This window comes from Streptomyces europaeiscabiei (genome assembly GCF_036346855.1).
In the GTDB taxonomy this organism is placed as follows: domain Bacteria; phylum Actinomycetota; class Actinomycetes; order Streptomycetales; family Streptomycetaceae; genus Streptomyces; species Streptomyces europaeiscabiei.
In genome coordinates, this window is the sequence record NZ_CP107841.1 from 8786031 (window position 1) to 8799291 (window position 13261).

Consider the following 13261-nt stretch of genomic DNA (forward strand, 5'->3'; position numbering starts at 1 on the left):
GTGCCGCCTGCCGTCCCGACTGCGGGCAGTCGTGCCGCTGGGGCGGCACGGGTGGGCGCAGTCGACGCCCTGCCAGCGCCGGCAAGCACCTCGTCCCGACGCGCTCAGAGGGGAGTAAGGTGCCCCGGTGCCGCAGAGCCCTGCTGGAGCGGGAGCGGTGACGGCTCCGTCGGGGCGTGGCGGGGTTCCAGTGCGAGCACGGCCGCCACCGGGTGGTCCTCGTCCACCGGGGCAGGGCCCATCGGTTGGATCTCGACCACCGGTGTCACCCTGGTCAGCAGCACCACGCCCCGCGCCGCCACCACCGCTCCCGCCACCGCGAGCGACACCCCCGCGACGCCGCCCCGCAGGCCCTCGCCGAGGAGGGAGAGGCCGATCACGGCGGCGGCCAGGGGGTTCGCCAGGGTCACGACCGCGAGGGGCGCGCCGAGGCCCCCTCGATACGCGGTCTGGGAGAGCAGGAGACCGCCCACGGCGAACGAGGCGACCAGGAGGGCCACCACGACGACCTCGACGTCGAGGAGGGAGCCCGAGCGGTCGGTCGCGGCGACCGTGACGGTCTGGGTGAGCGCGGAGGCGACGCCCGAGGCCATGCCGGACGCGCCGGCGTGACGCAGCCCGGGCTCGGTGCCGGGGCGGGAGAGGAAACCGATCAGGGCAGCGGTCGCGCCGGCCACGGCGACGGCCTCCGGGACACTCAGCACATCGTCCGGGGCGGGCCCGGACGCGGCGATCAGGATCGCCGCGAGTCCGGCCAGCGTGAGCGCGGTGCCACGCCACTCCGTCGCGGTGACCCGGCGCCCGGCCACCCGCGCCCCGAGCGGCACCGCCGCCACGAGGGTCAGCGCGCCCAGGGGCTGCACGACGGTGAGGGGGCCGTACCTGAGGGCCACGACGTGCAGCAGCGCGGCCCCCGCGTTCAGCGCGACGGAACTCCACCAGGCGCCGCTGGCGAGCATCCGCCGTACGCCCGTGTCGGTGCTGCGGGAGGCGAGCCGTTCCTGGGCCACGGCGGCGGCCGCGTAGGCGACGGCGGAGACCAGGGACAGGGCGACGGCGACGAGGGTGGCGTTCATCGGCCCGCCCCCACCAGGACGGGCTCCTCGGCCGGCACGAGGGCCGTGGAGTGCTGCCCGGCGGTCGTGGCCGTGGAGTGCGGGAGCTGGATCACGGCGAGGGCGACGGCCAGCAGGGTGCCCGCCACGATCGCGTCCAGCCAGTAGTGGTTGGCCGTGCCGACGATCACGACCAGGGTCACCAGCGGGTGCAGCAGCCACAGCCGGCGCAGACGGGAGCGGGTCGCGGCGATCAGACCGATCGCGACCATCAGGGCCCAGCCGAAGTGCAGTGAGGGCATCGCCGCGAACTGGTTCGCCAGGGAGTCGGTCGCGGGAGCCGCCGAGTAGACCGTCGGCCCGTACACCTGTCCGGTGTCGACGAGGCTGGCGACGTCCAGCATCCGCGGCGGGGCCAGCGGGAACGCGAGGTGCAGCAGCAGGGCGGCGGCGGTGAGGGCGGCGAGTACCCGGCGCGCCCAGACGTAGTGCGCGGGGCGCCGCAGGTACAGCCAGACCAGGAAGGCCATGGTCGCCGGGAAGTGGACGGTCGCGTAGAACACGTTCGCGAGGTGGACCGGCGTGTCGCCGTGCAGCAGCGCCGACTGAACGGAGCCCTCGCCCGGCAGGTGCAGGGCCCGCTCCCAGTCCCACACGAGGTGGGCGTTGCGGAAGGCCTCCGTGGTGTGGCCGTTGGCGAGCATCCGGCCGAACTTGTAGACGAGGAAGAGCCCTGCGACGAGCAGGAACTCACGGACGAGGGGCGGCCGCTCTATCGCGGCGGCCCGCTCTTGTGCAGGCTCGGTGCGGCATTCCATCCCCCGGCCCTTTCGCTTACGGCGCTGGTGGCGCTGGTTCCCATGGCGGTACAGGCGATCGATACGTATGAGTACCGATACGCATGAGTACCGATACGAGAGTGTACCGATACGCCACTGTACCGAAACGATGGGGTATCGATACGGCACTGTACCGATACGGAGGCGTTCCGGTACAGTGCCGTATCGACAGGCTTTTCGGCTGGGGACGACCGAAGGAGACAAGGGCCATGACGTCGCAGGCCGCGGACGGCCCGGAGGCGGCCGTCGCCTCGCGCCGCTCCAAACTCACGCCCGAGCGTGAGCAGGAGTTCTTCGACGCCGTGCTCGAACAGATCCGTCAGTGCGGTTACGACTCGGTCACTATGGAGGGCGTCGCCGCGACCACGCGGTGCAGCAAGTCGACGCTCTACCGGCAGTGGAGGACGAAGCCGCAGTTCGTGGCGGCCGCGCTGCGCGCACGCCGCAGTGTCCGCTTCGCGGGGATCGACACCGGCACTCTCGCCGGTGACCTGCGCGAGGTGGCCCGGGCGGCCGGTGAGGGCTACGTTCTGGAGGGGCGGCTGTTCCAGGCCCTCGGCCACGCCGTCGTGCAGGACGAGGAGCTGCGGGCGGCCCTGCGGGACGCGCTGGTGGAGCCGGAGATCGAGGCGCTCCGGACGATGATCGCCCGCGGAGTGGCCCGGGGCGAGGTCTCCGCGGACCATCCGGCGCTGGAGTTCATTCCGGCGCAGATCTTCGGCGTGCTGCGCGCCCGCCCGGTCCTGGAGGGACAGGACGCGGACGAGACGTACATCATCAAGTTCATCGAGGCGGCCGTGCTACCGACGCTCGGCCTCGCGTGAGACTCGGGCCGCCGTCCGTGGACTGAACCGGACGACGACCTGATCGCGCCGCACCGTGGGGACGGGGGCGGCGCGTACCCCGGCCGGGTGGGGTTCCTCTGGAGCGGAGAGGAATCCCACCCGGCCGACTTTTCCGGCCGATCGGCCGGAGTGGGACGGGCGTGCGGGCGGTCAGACGCCCTGACCGCTGCCGCTGATCGACGCCTTCTTGATGCCCTTGGTGATGTCGTCGATGACCGACTGCTTGGGCGCCTCGTCGCTCACGTCGATGCCGAAGCGGACCACGACGAGCCGTGAGGAGTCGGCCGGGGAGGGGAAGGCCAGCGACTCGACATAGCCGTCGTCGCCCTTGCCCGTGACGACCTTCCAGCGGACGTAGTAGCCCTTCTCGCCGGCCACGGTCACCGCCTTGGAGGCCAGTTCCTCGTGGGAGGTGATCTTCCCGTAGCCCTCGGAGCCGTAGGCGTCCTCGGCGGCCTGGGAGATGTCCTCCTTGGCGGCCGCCTCGGCGGTGGTGGCCTTCAGCTTCAGCAACTCGACGGGTGACGAGTAGGCGCCGCCGCGTGTGCAGGTCTTCGTGGCGTCGGCCGGACACTTGTACGACGCCTCCGTCGTCACCTGCGCGCCGGCCTGCAGGGCCGAGCCGAGCCAGCCGTCGGGCACGGGGATGCTGATGCCGCTGGTCGTGTCGGTGGCGTACCCCTCCTCGGTCTGCGGCGGCTGCCCGGAGCCGTCCGGTGCGGGGCTCTGGCCGCCGGAGCCGCCCGATCCACCGGGCCCGCCCTGGCCGCCGGAGTTGCCGCCCGGCCCGCCGTCGGTACCGCCCTGGCCGTTCTGCCCGCCGGAGCCCTGGGAGGTCGTACTGCCGTCGCTGCCACTGTCGTTGAGGGTCAGGGCGTACACCCCCACCCCGATGCTGGCCAGCACCGCGGCCGCCACGGCGACGGCTATCCCGATGCGCAGACCGCGCTTCGGAGCCGCGACCGGATACCCGGGATATCCGGCGTACCCGGGATGTCCGGGGTGCCCGGGATACCCCGGGTGGCCCCCGGTCCCCGGCGGGTACGGGCCGGCGCCCGGCGGATAGGCCGGGGGGCCGAACCCCGTGGCCGAGCCCGCGGGCCGGATCTGGTCCGTCCACGCCTTGCCGTCCCACCAGCGTTCGGTGGCGGGCGCGTCATTTGTCCGGCCGGGGTCGGGGTACCAGCCGGGAGGAGTCACCTGCGTCATGGTGCAACCGTATGAGGCCGGAGTGAAAACCGGATGAGAGGGGACCCGTATTCGCCGACTCACCGCCCGATCGCCCCAGCACCGACCACGTCCTGAAGCGCCCAGGCGCCCGATCGTGTCGGACCACGCGCGAACGCCGCCGAGCCGCTTCGACGGCCCACCGGACTGCCGCGACCCGTACAGCCCCCGCCTGCCCGGCGGCGGCGGACTCCGTCATCCACGACACCGCGCCCCCGAACTCCCCTCCCGAGGGCAGACCTTGGAGCACCCAGACGAAGGTCGGCGGCCAGGGGGCGAGGGCGCCGACCGTGTCGTAGGTCGGGAGTGTGCCGATCGGCGTCGCCACCGCCATCAGGACGATCGAGCGGGGTCAGCACGGGACGGCGTCCGATCCGGTCACCGAGCCTGCCCCGAACAGCGCGACGCCCACCGGCCGGAAGAACGCGCCGGTGCGAACGAGGCGTACATCTTCAACAGCCCCTCGACCTCGCCGCCGCCCGCCGGTGTGAAGAACCGCGCCGCGACGACCGTCGCGAAACAGCCGTGGACCCCGAACCCGTACCACTGGATGAAGGTGCCCACCGACCCTGGGAACGGGGTCCTGCGGGACCCTCTCGGGCCCGCCGGAGCGCGGGTACCGGCCGTGCGCGGATGCGGTCATTCAGGATCCGGGGGGAGAGAATCCGCCAACACCCGGGAACCGGAAAACCGGCCTCGGATCACGGGCAGTTGACTGTCAATCACGATCAACGCGGCAGGTGGGCGGCCGGATGCGTCGCCCCGGAGCCGTCCGACGTCACCCGACACGGCAATAGGTGCCCGGACCAGTCTCCACTTCGGCGGTCGGCGGGCTACGCTCAATGACCTGTACGTCGTTCGGCGGACGCTGGGGAGGTAGCGGGATGACGGAGGGACGGCCCGATCCGGCCGCCTCGGCTTCCCTGTGGGAGCGCGACGCGGAGATCGCCGCCATCACACAGGCCATCGACGAACTCCGGGTCGACAAGGCATCCCCGGGCAGTGTCCTGGTGTTCAGCGGCGAGGCGGGCATCGGCAAGACCGCCCTCCTCGCCGAGGCCCGCCGGATCGCCGGGGAGCGAGGCTGCACGGCCTGGTACGCACGCGGCGGCGAGACCGTCGCGTCCGTCCCCTTCAACGTCGTACGGCAGCTGCTGCAGCCCGCGTTGATCGGGCTTATGGACGAGGAGATCCGCGAGTACCTGGGCGACTGGTACGACATCGCCGGACCCGCACTCGGGCTCGCGGAACCGGGCGAGGGCCCGGTGGACCCGCAGGCCGTGTGCGACGGGCTCGTCGCCGTCGTGAACCGGCTCTCCCGGCGGACCTGGCCGCTCGTGCTGCTCATCGACGACGCCCACTGGGCCGACCAGGAGACCCTGCACTGGCTGTCCGCCGTCGCCGATCGCCTGACGGAGATGTGCGTCCTCGTCCTGGTGGCCCGCCGCCCCGGTGAGGCCACCGGTGAGGGCACCCGCCATCTCGCCCAGGTCGCCGCCAAGGCCCGCCCGATCGCCACGATCAGGTCGCTCACGCCCGAGGCCACCGCCGGGCTCACCCGCGCCACGGTCGGCGAACACGCCGACGACCCGTTCTGCCGCGAGGTGTGGGCGGTGACCGGCGGCAACCCGTACGAGACTGTCGAGCTCCTCGCCAAGGTGCAGGACAGCGACCTGGAACCGGCCGAGGGCTCCGCCGCCGAACTGCGCGCCCTGAACCGGACGGCACGAGGCCGCGGTCTCGTGGCCCGTCTCGAGACGCTCGGCGTCGACGCCACCCGCTTCGCCTGGGCGGCGGCCATCCTGCACACCGGCATCTCCGTGGAGATCGTGGCCCGGCTCGCCTCCCTGAACCGCGAGACGGCGGCGGAGTGTGCCGATCTGCTGACCGCGGCCCGTATCCTCACCGAACCCAGTCCGGTCAACCGCAGGGCGGAGGACGGCGACCTGGAGTTCGTGCACCCGCTGATCGCCACCGCGGTCTACAAGTCGATCCCACCGGGCATCCGCACCGCGTTCCACGGCGTGGCCGCGACGGTCGTCAGCGAGTCCGGGCGGGGCGCCGCGGCGGCCTCACGCCACCTCGTCGAAGTGCACGCCGACGGTGACCCCGAACTGGTCGAACAGTTGCGCGCCGCCGCGCGCGAGCACCTCGCCGTGGGCGCCCCGGACGCCGCCCGCCGCTGTCTGGAACGCGCCCTGAAGGAGCCGCCGGAGCAGGACGTCCGCGTCCGCGTGCTCTACGAACTGGGCTGCGCCACCCTTCTCACCTCGCCCGCCACCACCGTCGAGTACCTCCGCTCGGCACTCGCCGAGCCGGGCCTCGACAGCGCCGAGCGTGTGAACGCGGTCTTCCGTCTCTCCCAGGCGCTGCTCCACAACGACCAGTTGGAGGAGGCGGTCCGCACGGTCGACGCGGAGGTCGCCCGGCTGGAACCGGGCCCGGCCCGGATGCGGCTCCAGGCCGCCCACTACATGTGGGAGGTCATCCACGCGGACGTGGATCTCTCACCGACCCACTCCCAGGAGCTGTCCGCCCTCGCCGCGGCCTGCACGGGGAGGGACAACTCCGAACGCGCGCTGCTGATCCTGCGCGGCTTCGACGCGGTGGTGCGCGGGGAGAACGCCGAGGAGGTCGTCGAGTTCTGCGACCGCGCCCTCGTCAACGGCCGGCTGGCGCCGGGACTCGGCTGGACCGACAGCGAGTGGGACATCGAACTGCCGCTGATGCTGGCCATCGCGTACGCCTACGCCGACCGGCTCGACCGGGCGGAGAGCCTCTACACGGAGGCCCTGCGCACCTACGAGAGCGCCGGGTGGAGCGGCGGCCATCTCGCCCTGGCCCACGCCTACGTCGGACACGGACATCGCATGCGGGGCCGCCTCAGGGAGGCGGAGGAGTCCCTGCGCAAGTCGCTGGCCTTCGCCGAGCGGGTCGGCCGCGGGCTGCCCCTGCACTGGTCGTCGACCTGCAACCTGGTGGACACACTGCTCGCCCGCGGCCATGTCCAGGAGGCCTGGGCGGTCGCCGAGGAGCACGGTTTCGCGCCTCCGTACCCGTCCACCGTCGTGCTGCCCGACCCCCGTTCCGTACGGGGCCGGCTGCTGCTCGCCGTCGGCCGCACCAAGGACGGCATCAACGAACTGGAGGCCGCGGAGAAGGCGGCGGCCGCCCGGGGTCACCACAACACGGTCATCGCCCCCTGGGGCGGGGACCTCGCCCGTGCCCTCGCCTCCGAGGACCCGCGCCGCGCCGCCGAACTCGCCGTGGGCGTCCGCCGCCGTGCCGAACGCCTCGGCACGGACACCGCCATCGGCGAGGCCCTGCGCGTCGAGGCCTACCTCGCCACCGGTAAACAGGCCGCCTCCCTGTACGCCCAGGCGGTCACCTACCTGGCGGCCTCGCCCTCCGCCTACGAGCACGCGGCGGCCCGCGTCGACCACGGCATCGCCATCCGCTCCGCCTCCGAACTCGACCGGGGCCTGACCCTGGCCGAGTCCTGTGGCGCGGACGGACTGGTCGAGCGGGCGAGGAAGGCGCTGGAAGGACTCATGTAGTCCGGCCGTGGTCCGCGTCCTCCTCCGCCAGTACCCGCTGGGCCGTCGCGAACGCGGAGTTCGCCGCCGGGACTCCGCAGTACACGGCGGTCTGGAGGAGGACGGCGCCGATCTCCTCCGGGGTGAGGCCGTTGCGGCGGGCCGCGCGGATGTGCATGGCCAGTTCGTCGTAGTGGCCGTGTGCGACGAGCGCGGTCAGCGTGATCATGCTGCGTTCACGGTGGGACAGTGTGGGGTCGGTCCAGATCTCGCCCCAGGCGTAGCGGGAGATGAAGTCCTGGAAGCGGGCGGTGAAGGGCGTCTGCCGGGACTGGGCGCGGTCCACGTGCACGTCGCCGAGGACCTGGCGGCGCACCTCCATGCCGCGCTTCGCGTATCCGTCGAAGTGCCCGCGCAGCGCGGCCAGTACGGCCTCCGGGCGCTCGGCGGGGGCGAGATGGGAAGCGCCCGGGATCTCCGTGAGCGACGATCCGGGCACAGCGTCCGCGATCTCCCGCAGCTGCGCGGGCGGTGTCGCCGGGTCCTGCCGGCCGGCGACGAGCAGCGTGGGCGCGGAGATCCTGGACAGGTCCTCGCGGATGTCGAACGAGCCGAGCGCGTCGCAGCAGGCGGCGTACGCCTCCGGGTCGGCATTGCGGTGGTCGTCGACCAGCTCCGGCACGGTGAAACCGGGTGTGAACCACCGCGCGTCGGCGGTTTCCGCGAGCCCGGCCAGCCCCTCCCTGCGCACCAGCTCCGCCCGCTCCCGCCAAGGCCTGGCCCCGTTGAAGTGGGCCGAGGAGCAGATCACGGCCAGGGACGACACCCGCTGCGGGTGGTGCGCGGCCAACTGCAGGCCGACCGCGCCGCCCAGGGACACACCCGCGTACGCGAACCGCTCGATGCCCAGCGCGTCCGCCAGGGCCAGCACCAGTGCGGCCAGATCGCCGACCGTGGCACCCGGGGCGATCAGGTCGGCGGGGGAGTCGCCGTGTCCCGGCAGGTCCCAGCGGATCACCCGGTGTGTGATCGACAGCTCGGGCGCCACCTTGTCCCACAGCCTGGTCGAAGTGCCGAGGGAGGGGCCGAGCAGCAGCGGGGGAGCGGAGGCCGGGCCCTCCGCGCGGTGGTTGAGCAGCTTGTCGGTCAACGTCGCTCCAGGGCACGGTCGGTGAGGGCTCCGGCGGAGCCGGTGTAGTGGGTGGGATCGGTGAGATCCGCCAGGTCGAGGTCCTGCAACTCCGGTTCCTCTGCCAGCAGTTCGCCGAGGGACCGGCCTTCGGTGTGGACCCGCCCGGCCGCCCGCGTCAGCAGCTCCTTGGCGCGGGCCCTGCCCAGCACCGGGGCCAGCTCGGCCGCCAGCCGCTCGGAGACGATCAACCCGTGGGTGAGGTCCAGGTGCCGGCGCATCACGTCGGCGTCCACCCGCAGGCCCCGCGTGAGGTCCACCGCGTCCCGTGCCGCACCCCCGACCAGCCGGAGCAGGTCGCGCAACGGCTCCCACTCGGCGTGCCACGCCCCGGCGGGCCGCTCGTCCTCGGCGGGCAGCGCGCCGTACAGCGTCGCCGCCAGCTGGGGTGCCCGCCGGGCCGCCGCCACGATCAGCGTGGACCGTACGGGGTTCGCCTTGTGCGGCATCGCCGACGAACCGCCCCCGCTGCCCTCGGCGACCTCCGCGATCTCGGTACGGGCCAGGGTGAGTACGTCCACCGCGATCTTCCCCAGGGCGCCCGCGGCGAAGGCCAGCGCTCCGGCGAGGTCCGCGATCGGGGTGCGCAGGGTGTGCCAGGGCAACTCGGGTGCGCGGAGGCCGAGTTCGCGGGCGTACGCGGCGACCAGGGCGTGCGTGTCGACCGGATGTGCGGGGGCTGCCGTGGCCCGGGCGCCGGTCGTCCGGAAGGCGGTGAAGGCAGCCAACGTGCCTGCCGCGCCTCCGAGTTGGACGGGCAGGCTCGCCCGTACGGCCGTGAGGCGGTCCCTGGCGTCCAGGATCAGCGAGCGCCAGCCCGCCGCCTTCAGCCCGAAGGTCGTGGGTACGGCGTGCTGGGTGAGGGTGCGGCCCGGCATCGCGGTGTCCCGGTGCGCGGCGGCGACGGCGGCCAGCGCGGACTGAGTACGGCCGAGGTCCGTCAGGATCAGGTCGAGCGTGCGAGCGGCGACCAGCATCGTCGCCGTGTCCATGATGTCCTGGCTGGTCGCACCCCGGTGAACGAAGGGGCCGTACTCGCCGCCGACCGCCGTCGTGAGGTCCGCGACCAGGGGGATCACCGGGTTGCCGCCGCCGCGGGCGCGCGCCGCGAGTGACGGCAGGTCGAAGGCGGCGGCAACCGCCGCCGAGGTCACCGCGGGCCCCGCCGCGACGGGGACAAGCCCCAGCGCGGCCTGGGCGCGGGTCAGTGCGGCCTCGGTGTCGAGCAGCGCCTGAAGGTAGGCGGTGTCGCCGGTCGAGGCCGCGGCCGGGGAACCGGCCCACCCGGGAGCGAGCAGACCGGTGTCGGCGTCAGCAGAAGTCACTGGAACTCCAGGAAGACCGTCTCGCCTTCGCCCTGAAGGCGGATGTCGAAACGGTAGGTGCCGTTGCCCTGCTCCTCGGCGATCAGTGTGCCCCGGCGCGCCTCGTCCACCCGGGAGAGCAGCGGGTCCGCGGCGAGCGCGGCCTCGTCGCCCGGCAGGTAGATCCGGGTGAACAGGTGGACGAGCAGGCCCCGCGCGAAAACGCACACGCTGAGGTACGGCGCGTTCCGCCCGCGCGCGCCGGGCCGCAGCGTACGCGCGGTCCAGTGCCCGTTGGCGTCGGTCTGGACGCGGCCCCAGCCGGTGAACTCCACGCCGTTGCGGCCGAGGAAGCCGCCGCTGGCCGGGTCGCGCCGCATGGAGCCGTCGACCTGGGAGAGGTTGCCGTCCGGGTCCGGGCCCCAGAGTTCCAGGAAGGCGTCCGGCAGCGGGTTGCCCTCGCCGTCGAGGACGTAGCCCTGGAGGGAGATGGTGTCCTTGTGGCCGACCGGGGCGATGTCGCCGCCGCCGGGGAAGGGCAGGGCGTGGCCGTAGAAGGGGCCGACCGTGTGCGACGGGGTCGGGAGCACCGTCTCCGGGCGGTTGGTGTCGATCTTCGTCATGGCAGGTCAGCGTCCTTCTTCGATCCAGGTGGCCTGCGGGCCGTCGAGCACGATGTCCCAGACGTAGCCCATGGAGAACTCCGGCACCGACAGGCTGTGGTCGTAGGTGGCGACCAGCCGCTGCCGGGCCGCGTCATCGGTCACCGACTGGATGATCGGGTCGTAGGGGAACAGTGGGTCGCTCGGGAAGTACATCTGCGTCACGAGCCGCTGGGTGAACGCCGAGCCGAAGAGCGAGAAGTGGATGTGGGCCGGGCGCCAGGCGTTGACGTGCTGACGCCAGGGGTACGGGCCCGGCTGGATCGTCGTGAAGCGGTAGTGCCCGCTGTCGTCGGTCAGCGTGCGGCCGACGCCGGTGAAGTTCGGGTCCAGGGGCGCGTCGTGCTGCTCGCGCTGGTGGGAGTACCGGCCGGCCGCGTTGGACTGCCAGATCTCGACCAGCTGGCCTCGCAGCGGGCGCCCGTCGCGGTCGAGGAGCCGGCCGGAGACGGTGATGCGCTCACCGATCGGCTCGCCGTTGTGCTGCCGGGTCAGGTCGTTGTCGATCTCGGTGATGTCCCGTTCCCCGAAAGCGGGGGAGGACAGTTCCACCAGCTCCGGGTCCTTGGTGACGTCGATGCCGATGGGCGGCTGCTTCGGGTGCCGCAGCACCGAGGACCGGTACGGGGCGTAGTCGCGGCGCGGCTGGTGCTCGACCGGCGCACCGTCGGCGACCCTCTTCTCGTACGCGGCGTGCTCGGCCGCGATCTCCTGGTCGATGTCGTGCTGGGTGAGTGTCATACGGGTTCCCTGAGGTCTCTGAGGGTTTCGTCGAAGTCGGGTTCGGCGTCATGGCCCGTGGGGGCGCGGGGCTGTGGTCCCTGTGCGGCTCCGCCGCGCGGGCGCGACCGGCCGGCCCGAGGCCGCAGGCGGTGCTCAGCGTTCCAGAACGAGGGCGAGCCCTTGCCCGCCCCCGATGCACAGCGTGGCGACGCCGACCCCCGAGCCCTTGCGGCCCAGTTGGTGGGCGACCGTGCCCGCCAGCCGCGCACCGGACGCACCCAGCGGATGGCCGAGGGCGATCGCCCCGCCCTGCGGGTTGAGGACGGCCGGGTCGAACTCGGGCCACTCCGCGACACAGCCGAGCACCTGGGCGGCGAACGCCTCGTCCAGTTCCAGGACGTCGCGCGGACCGTTGTTCATGACTGGATCTCCTCCGGGACGCGCACCTTGGCGGCGGTCTTCGCGACGATCTCCTCGACGGTGACACCGGGCGCGGTCTCCACCAGCACCAGGCCCTCGTCGGTCACGTCGAGCACACCCAGATCGGTGATGATCCGGTTCACGCATGCCTTGCCGGTCAGCGGCAGCGCGCACTCCCGAAGGATCTTCGCCGAGCCGTCCTTGGCGGTGTGGGTCATGACCACGATGACCGTACGCGCGCCGTGGACCAGGTCCATGGCACCACCGATCCCGGTGACCATCTTGCCGGGAACCGCCCAGTTGGCGAGGTCACCGCCGGCGGAGACCTGCATCGCGCCGAGGACGGCCACGTCGATGTGACCGCCGCGGATCATGGAGAACGACAGCGCCGAGTCGAAGTACGAGGCCCCGGGCAGGACCGTGACGGTCTCCTTGCCCGCGTTGATCAGATCGGGGTCGACCTGCTCCTCGGCCGGGTACGGGCCGGTGCCGAGGATCCCGTTCTCCGACTCCAGGATCACCTCGACGTCGGCCGGGAGGTGGTTCGGGATCAGCGTCGGCAGGCCGATGCCGAGGTTGACGTACTGACCGTCCTTGAGCTCGCGCGCGGCTCGGGCGGCCATCTGCTCGCGGGTCCAGGCCATCACCGGCTCACCGTCTCTCGTGCCGAGGGCGCGGAGACCGTGCGCCGCTCGATCTTCTTGTCGGCCGCCTGCTCGGGGGTGAGGGCGATGACCCGCTGCACGAAGATGCCGGGCAGATGCACGGCGTCAGGGTCGATCTCGCCCGGCTCGACCAGCTCCTCGACCTCGGCGATCGTGACCTTGCCGGCCATCGCGGCGAGCGGGTTGAAGTTGCGGGAGGACTTGTTGAAGACCAGGTTGCCGTGCCGGTCGCCCCTGGCCGCCCGGACGAGCGCGTAGTCGGTGCGGATGCCGTGTTCCAGCACGAACTCGGAGCCGTCGAACTCGCGGACCTCCTTGGGCGGCGAGGCCAGCGAAACGCCGCCGTCGCCGTCGTAGCGCCAGGGCAGCCCGCCGTCGGCGACCTGGGTGCCCACGCCGGCCGGGGTGAAGAAGGCCGGGATTCCGGCGCCGCCCGCGCGCAGCCGCTCGGCGAGCGTGCCCTGCGGGATCATCTCGAGCTCCAGCTCACCGGCGAGATACTGGCGCGCGAACTCCTTGTTCCCCCCGATGTACGAAGCGGTCACCCGGGCGATCCGGCCCGCCGCGAGGAGGACCGCGAGGCCGGACTCCATGGCCCCGCAGTTGTTGGACACCACGCCGAGACCCGAGACCCCCCGCTCGTACAGCGCCTGGATCAGCACGTTCGGCACACCGCCCAGTCCGAACCCGCCGACGGCGAGTGTCGCGCCGTCCGGCACATCGGCCACCGCCTCCAGGGCTGTGGCGACCACCTTGTCCATCCGTGAGGCCCCATCTCGTCCGAGCACCCGGTGCC

11 protein-coding genes and 2 pseudogenes are annotated in these 13261 nt (G+C 72.7%); 2 read left to right on the plus strand and 11 right to left on the minus strand.

Going from position 1 to position 13261, the window contains the following annotated elements; genetic code table 11:
* Positions 1 to 104: 104 nt before the first annotated feature.
* Both OG858_RS38150 and OG858_RS38155 read right to left on the minus strand, forming a co-directional pair.
* Positions 105 to 1076, minus strand: a complete 972-nt coding sequence (locus OG858_RS38150) for a DMT family protein (protein WP_328543995.1) — start codon at positions 1074 to 1076, stop codon at positions 105 to 107.
* Positions 1073 to 1873 (minus strand): phosphatase PAP2 family protein, encoded by an 801-nt coding sequence (locus OG858_RS38155; RefSeq protein ID WP_328543994.1) that lies wholly within the window; start codon positions 1871 to 1873, stop codon positions 1073 to 1075. Before OG858_RS38155 ends, OG858_RS38150 begins: the two co-directional genes overlap by 4 nt.
* Positions 1874 to 2103: 230 nt before the next feature.
* On the opposite strand from OG858_RS38155, the gene OG858_RS38160 reads away from it, so the two are divergent.
* Positions 2104 to 2718, plus strand: a complete 615-nt coding sequence (locus OG858_RS38160; RefSeq protein ID WP_086754355.1) for a TetR/AcrR family transcriptional regulator — start codon at positions 2104 to 2106, stop codon at positions 2716 to 2718.
* 171 nt (positions 2719 to 2889) lie between these two features.
* Here the strand turns inward: OG858_RS38160 and OG858_RS38165 are convergent, their stop codons facing one another.
* Together OG858_RS38165 and OG858_RS38170 are read right to left on the minus strand one after the other, a co-directional pair.
* Complete coding sequence (locus OG858_RS38165) at positions 2890 to 3948, minus strand: DUF2510 domain-containing protein (protein WP_086754354.1); 1059 nt, start codon at positions 3946 to 3948, stop codon at positions 2890 to 2892.
* A gap of 162 nt (positions 3949 to 4110) precedes the next feature.
* Positions 4111 to 4530, minus strand: a pseudogene (locus OG858_RS38170) (MFS transporter); the annotation flags it as partial.
* Between the two features lie 320 nt (positions 4531 to 4850).
* On the opposite strand from OG858_RS38170, the gene OG858_RS38175 reads away from it, so the two are divergent.
* Positions 4851 to 7523 (plus strand): ATP-binding protein, encoded by a 2673-nt coding sequence (locus OG858_RS38175; protein WP_086749105.1) that lies wholly within the window; start codon positions 4851 to 4853, stop codon positions 7521 to 7523.
* Here OG858_RS38175 and pcaDC read toward each other — a convergent pair.
* The 7 genes and pseudogenes from pcaDC to OG858_RS38210 all read right to left on the minus strand — a co-directional run bounded on the left by pcaDC (position 7516) and on the right by OG858_RS38210 (position 13226).
* Positions 7516 to 8652 carry a bifunctional 3-oxoadipate enol-lactonase/4-carboxymuconolactone decarboxylase PcaDC gene (gene pcaDC, locus OG858_RS38180; RefSeq protein WP_086749106.1) on the minus strand — a complete coding sequence of 379 codons (1137 nt, stop codon included), beginning with the start codon at positions 8650 to 8652 and terminating at the stop codon, positions 7516 to 7518. The two genes, OG858_RS38175 and pcaDC, sit on opposite strands and share 8 nt — an antisense overlap.
* Positions 8649 to 10016, minus strand: a complete 1368-nt coding sequence (pcaB, locus tag OG858_RS38185) for a 3-carboxy-cis,cis-muconate cycloisomerase (RefSeq protein ID WP_319265628.1) — start codon at positions 10014 to 10016, stop codon at positions 8649 to 8651. The genes pcaDC and pcaB overlap by 4 nt, the downstream gene beginning before the upstream one ends.
* The gene (gene pcaG / locus OG858_RS38190; RefSeq protein WP_086749108.1) at positions 10013 to 10618 is read right to left on the minus strand and encodes a protocatechuate 3,4-dioxygenase subunit alpha; all 606 of its coding nucleotides are present in this window, start codon (positions 10616 to 10618) and stop codon (positions 10013 to 10015) included. Before pcaG ends, pcaB begins: the two co-directional genes overlap by 4 nt.
* Positions 10619 to 10624: 6 nt before the next feature.
* Complete coding sequence (gene pcaH, locus OG858_RS38195) at positions 10625 to 11398, minus strand: protocatechuate 3,4-dioxygenase subunit beta (protein WP_328543993.1); 774 nt, start codon at positions 11396 to 11398, stop codon at positions 10625 to 10627.
* 135 nt (positions 11399 to 11533) lie between these two features.
* Positions 11534 to 11782: pseudogene (locus OG858_RS38200) on the minus strand (3-oxoadipyl-CoA thiolase); the annotation flags it as partial.
* Between the two features lie 14 nt (positions 11783 to 11796).
* Positions 11797 to 12444, minus strand: coding sequence for a CoA transferase subunit B (locus OG858_RS38205; protein ID WP_319265630.1), 648 nt, complete (start codon positions 12442 to 12444; stop codon positions 11797 to 11799).
* Entirely contained in the window at positions 12444 to 13226 is a 783-nt protein-coding gene (locus OG858_RS38210; protein WP_086749111.1) for a CoA transferase subunit A, read from the minus strand. Before OG858_RS38210 ends, OG858_RS38205 begins: the two co-directional genes overlap by 1 nt.
* Positions 13227 to 13261 lie beyond the last annotated feature (35 nt).

What these genes read in the sequence shown, in the direction of transcription:
- OG858_RS38210 (WP_086749111.1), bottom strand. Translation starts at nt 13,226, where the DNA reads ATGGACAAGGTGGTCGCCACAGCCCTGGAGGCGGTGGCCGATGTGCCG.
- OG858_RS38165 (WP_086754354.1), bottom strand. Translation starts at nt 3,948, where the DNA reads ATGACGCAGGTGACTCCTCCCGGCTGGTACCCCGACCCCGGCCGGACA.
- OG858_RS38205 (WP_319265630.1), bottom strand. Translation starts at nt 12,444, where the DNA reads ATGGCCTGGACCCGCGAGCAGATGGCCGCCCGAGCCGCGCGCGAGCTC.
- OG858_RS38175 (WP_086749105.1), top strand. Translation starts at nt 4,851, where the DNA reads ATGACGGAGGGACGGCCCGATCCGGCCGCCTCGGCTTCCCTGTGGGAG.
- OG858_RS38150 (WP_328543995.1), bottom strand. Translation starts at nt 1,076, where the DNA reads ATGAACGCCACCCTCGTCGCCGTCGCCCTGTCCCTGGTCTCCGCCGTC.
- OG858_RS38155 (WP_328543994.1), bottom strand. Translation starts at nt 1,873, where the DNA reads ATGGAATGCCGCACCGAGCCTGCACAAGAGCGGGCCGCCGCGATAGAG.
- pcaH (WP_328543993.1), bottom strand. Translation starts at nt 11,398, where the DNA reads ATGACACTCACCCAGCACGACATCGACCAGGAGATCGCGGCCGAGCAC.
- pcaG (WP_086749108.1), bottom strand. Translation starts at nt 10,618, where the DNA reads ATGACGAAGATCGACACCAACCGCCCGGAGACGGTGCTCCCGACCCCG.
- OG858_RS38160 (WP_086754355.1), top strand. Translation starts at nt 2,104, where the DNA reads ATGACGTCGCAGGCCGCGGACGGCCCGGAGGCGGCCGTCGCCTCGCGC.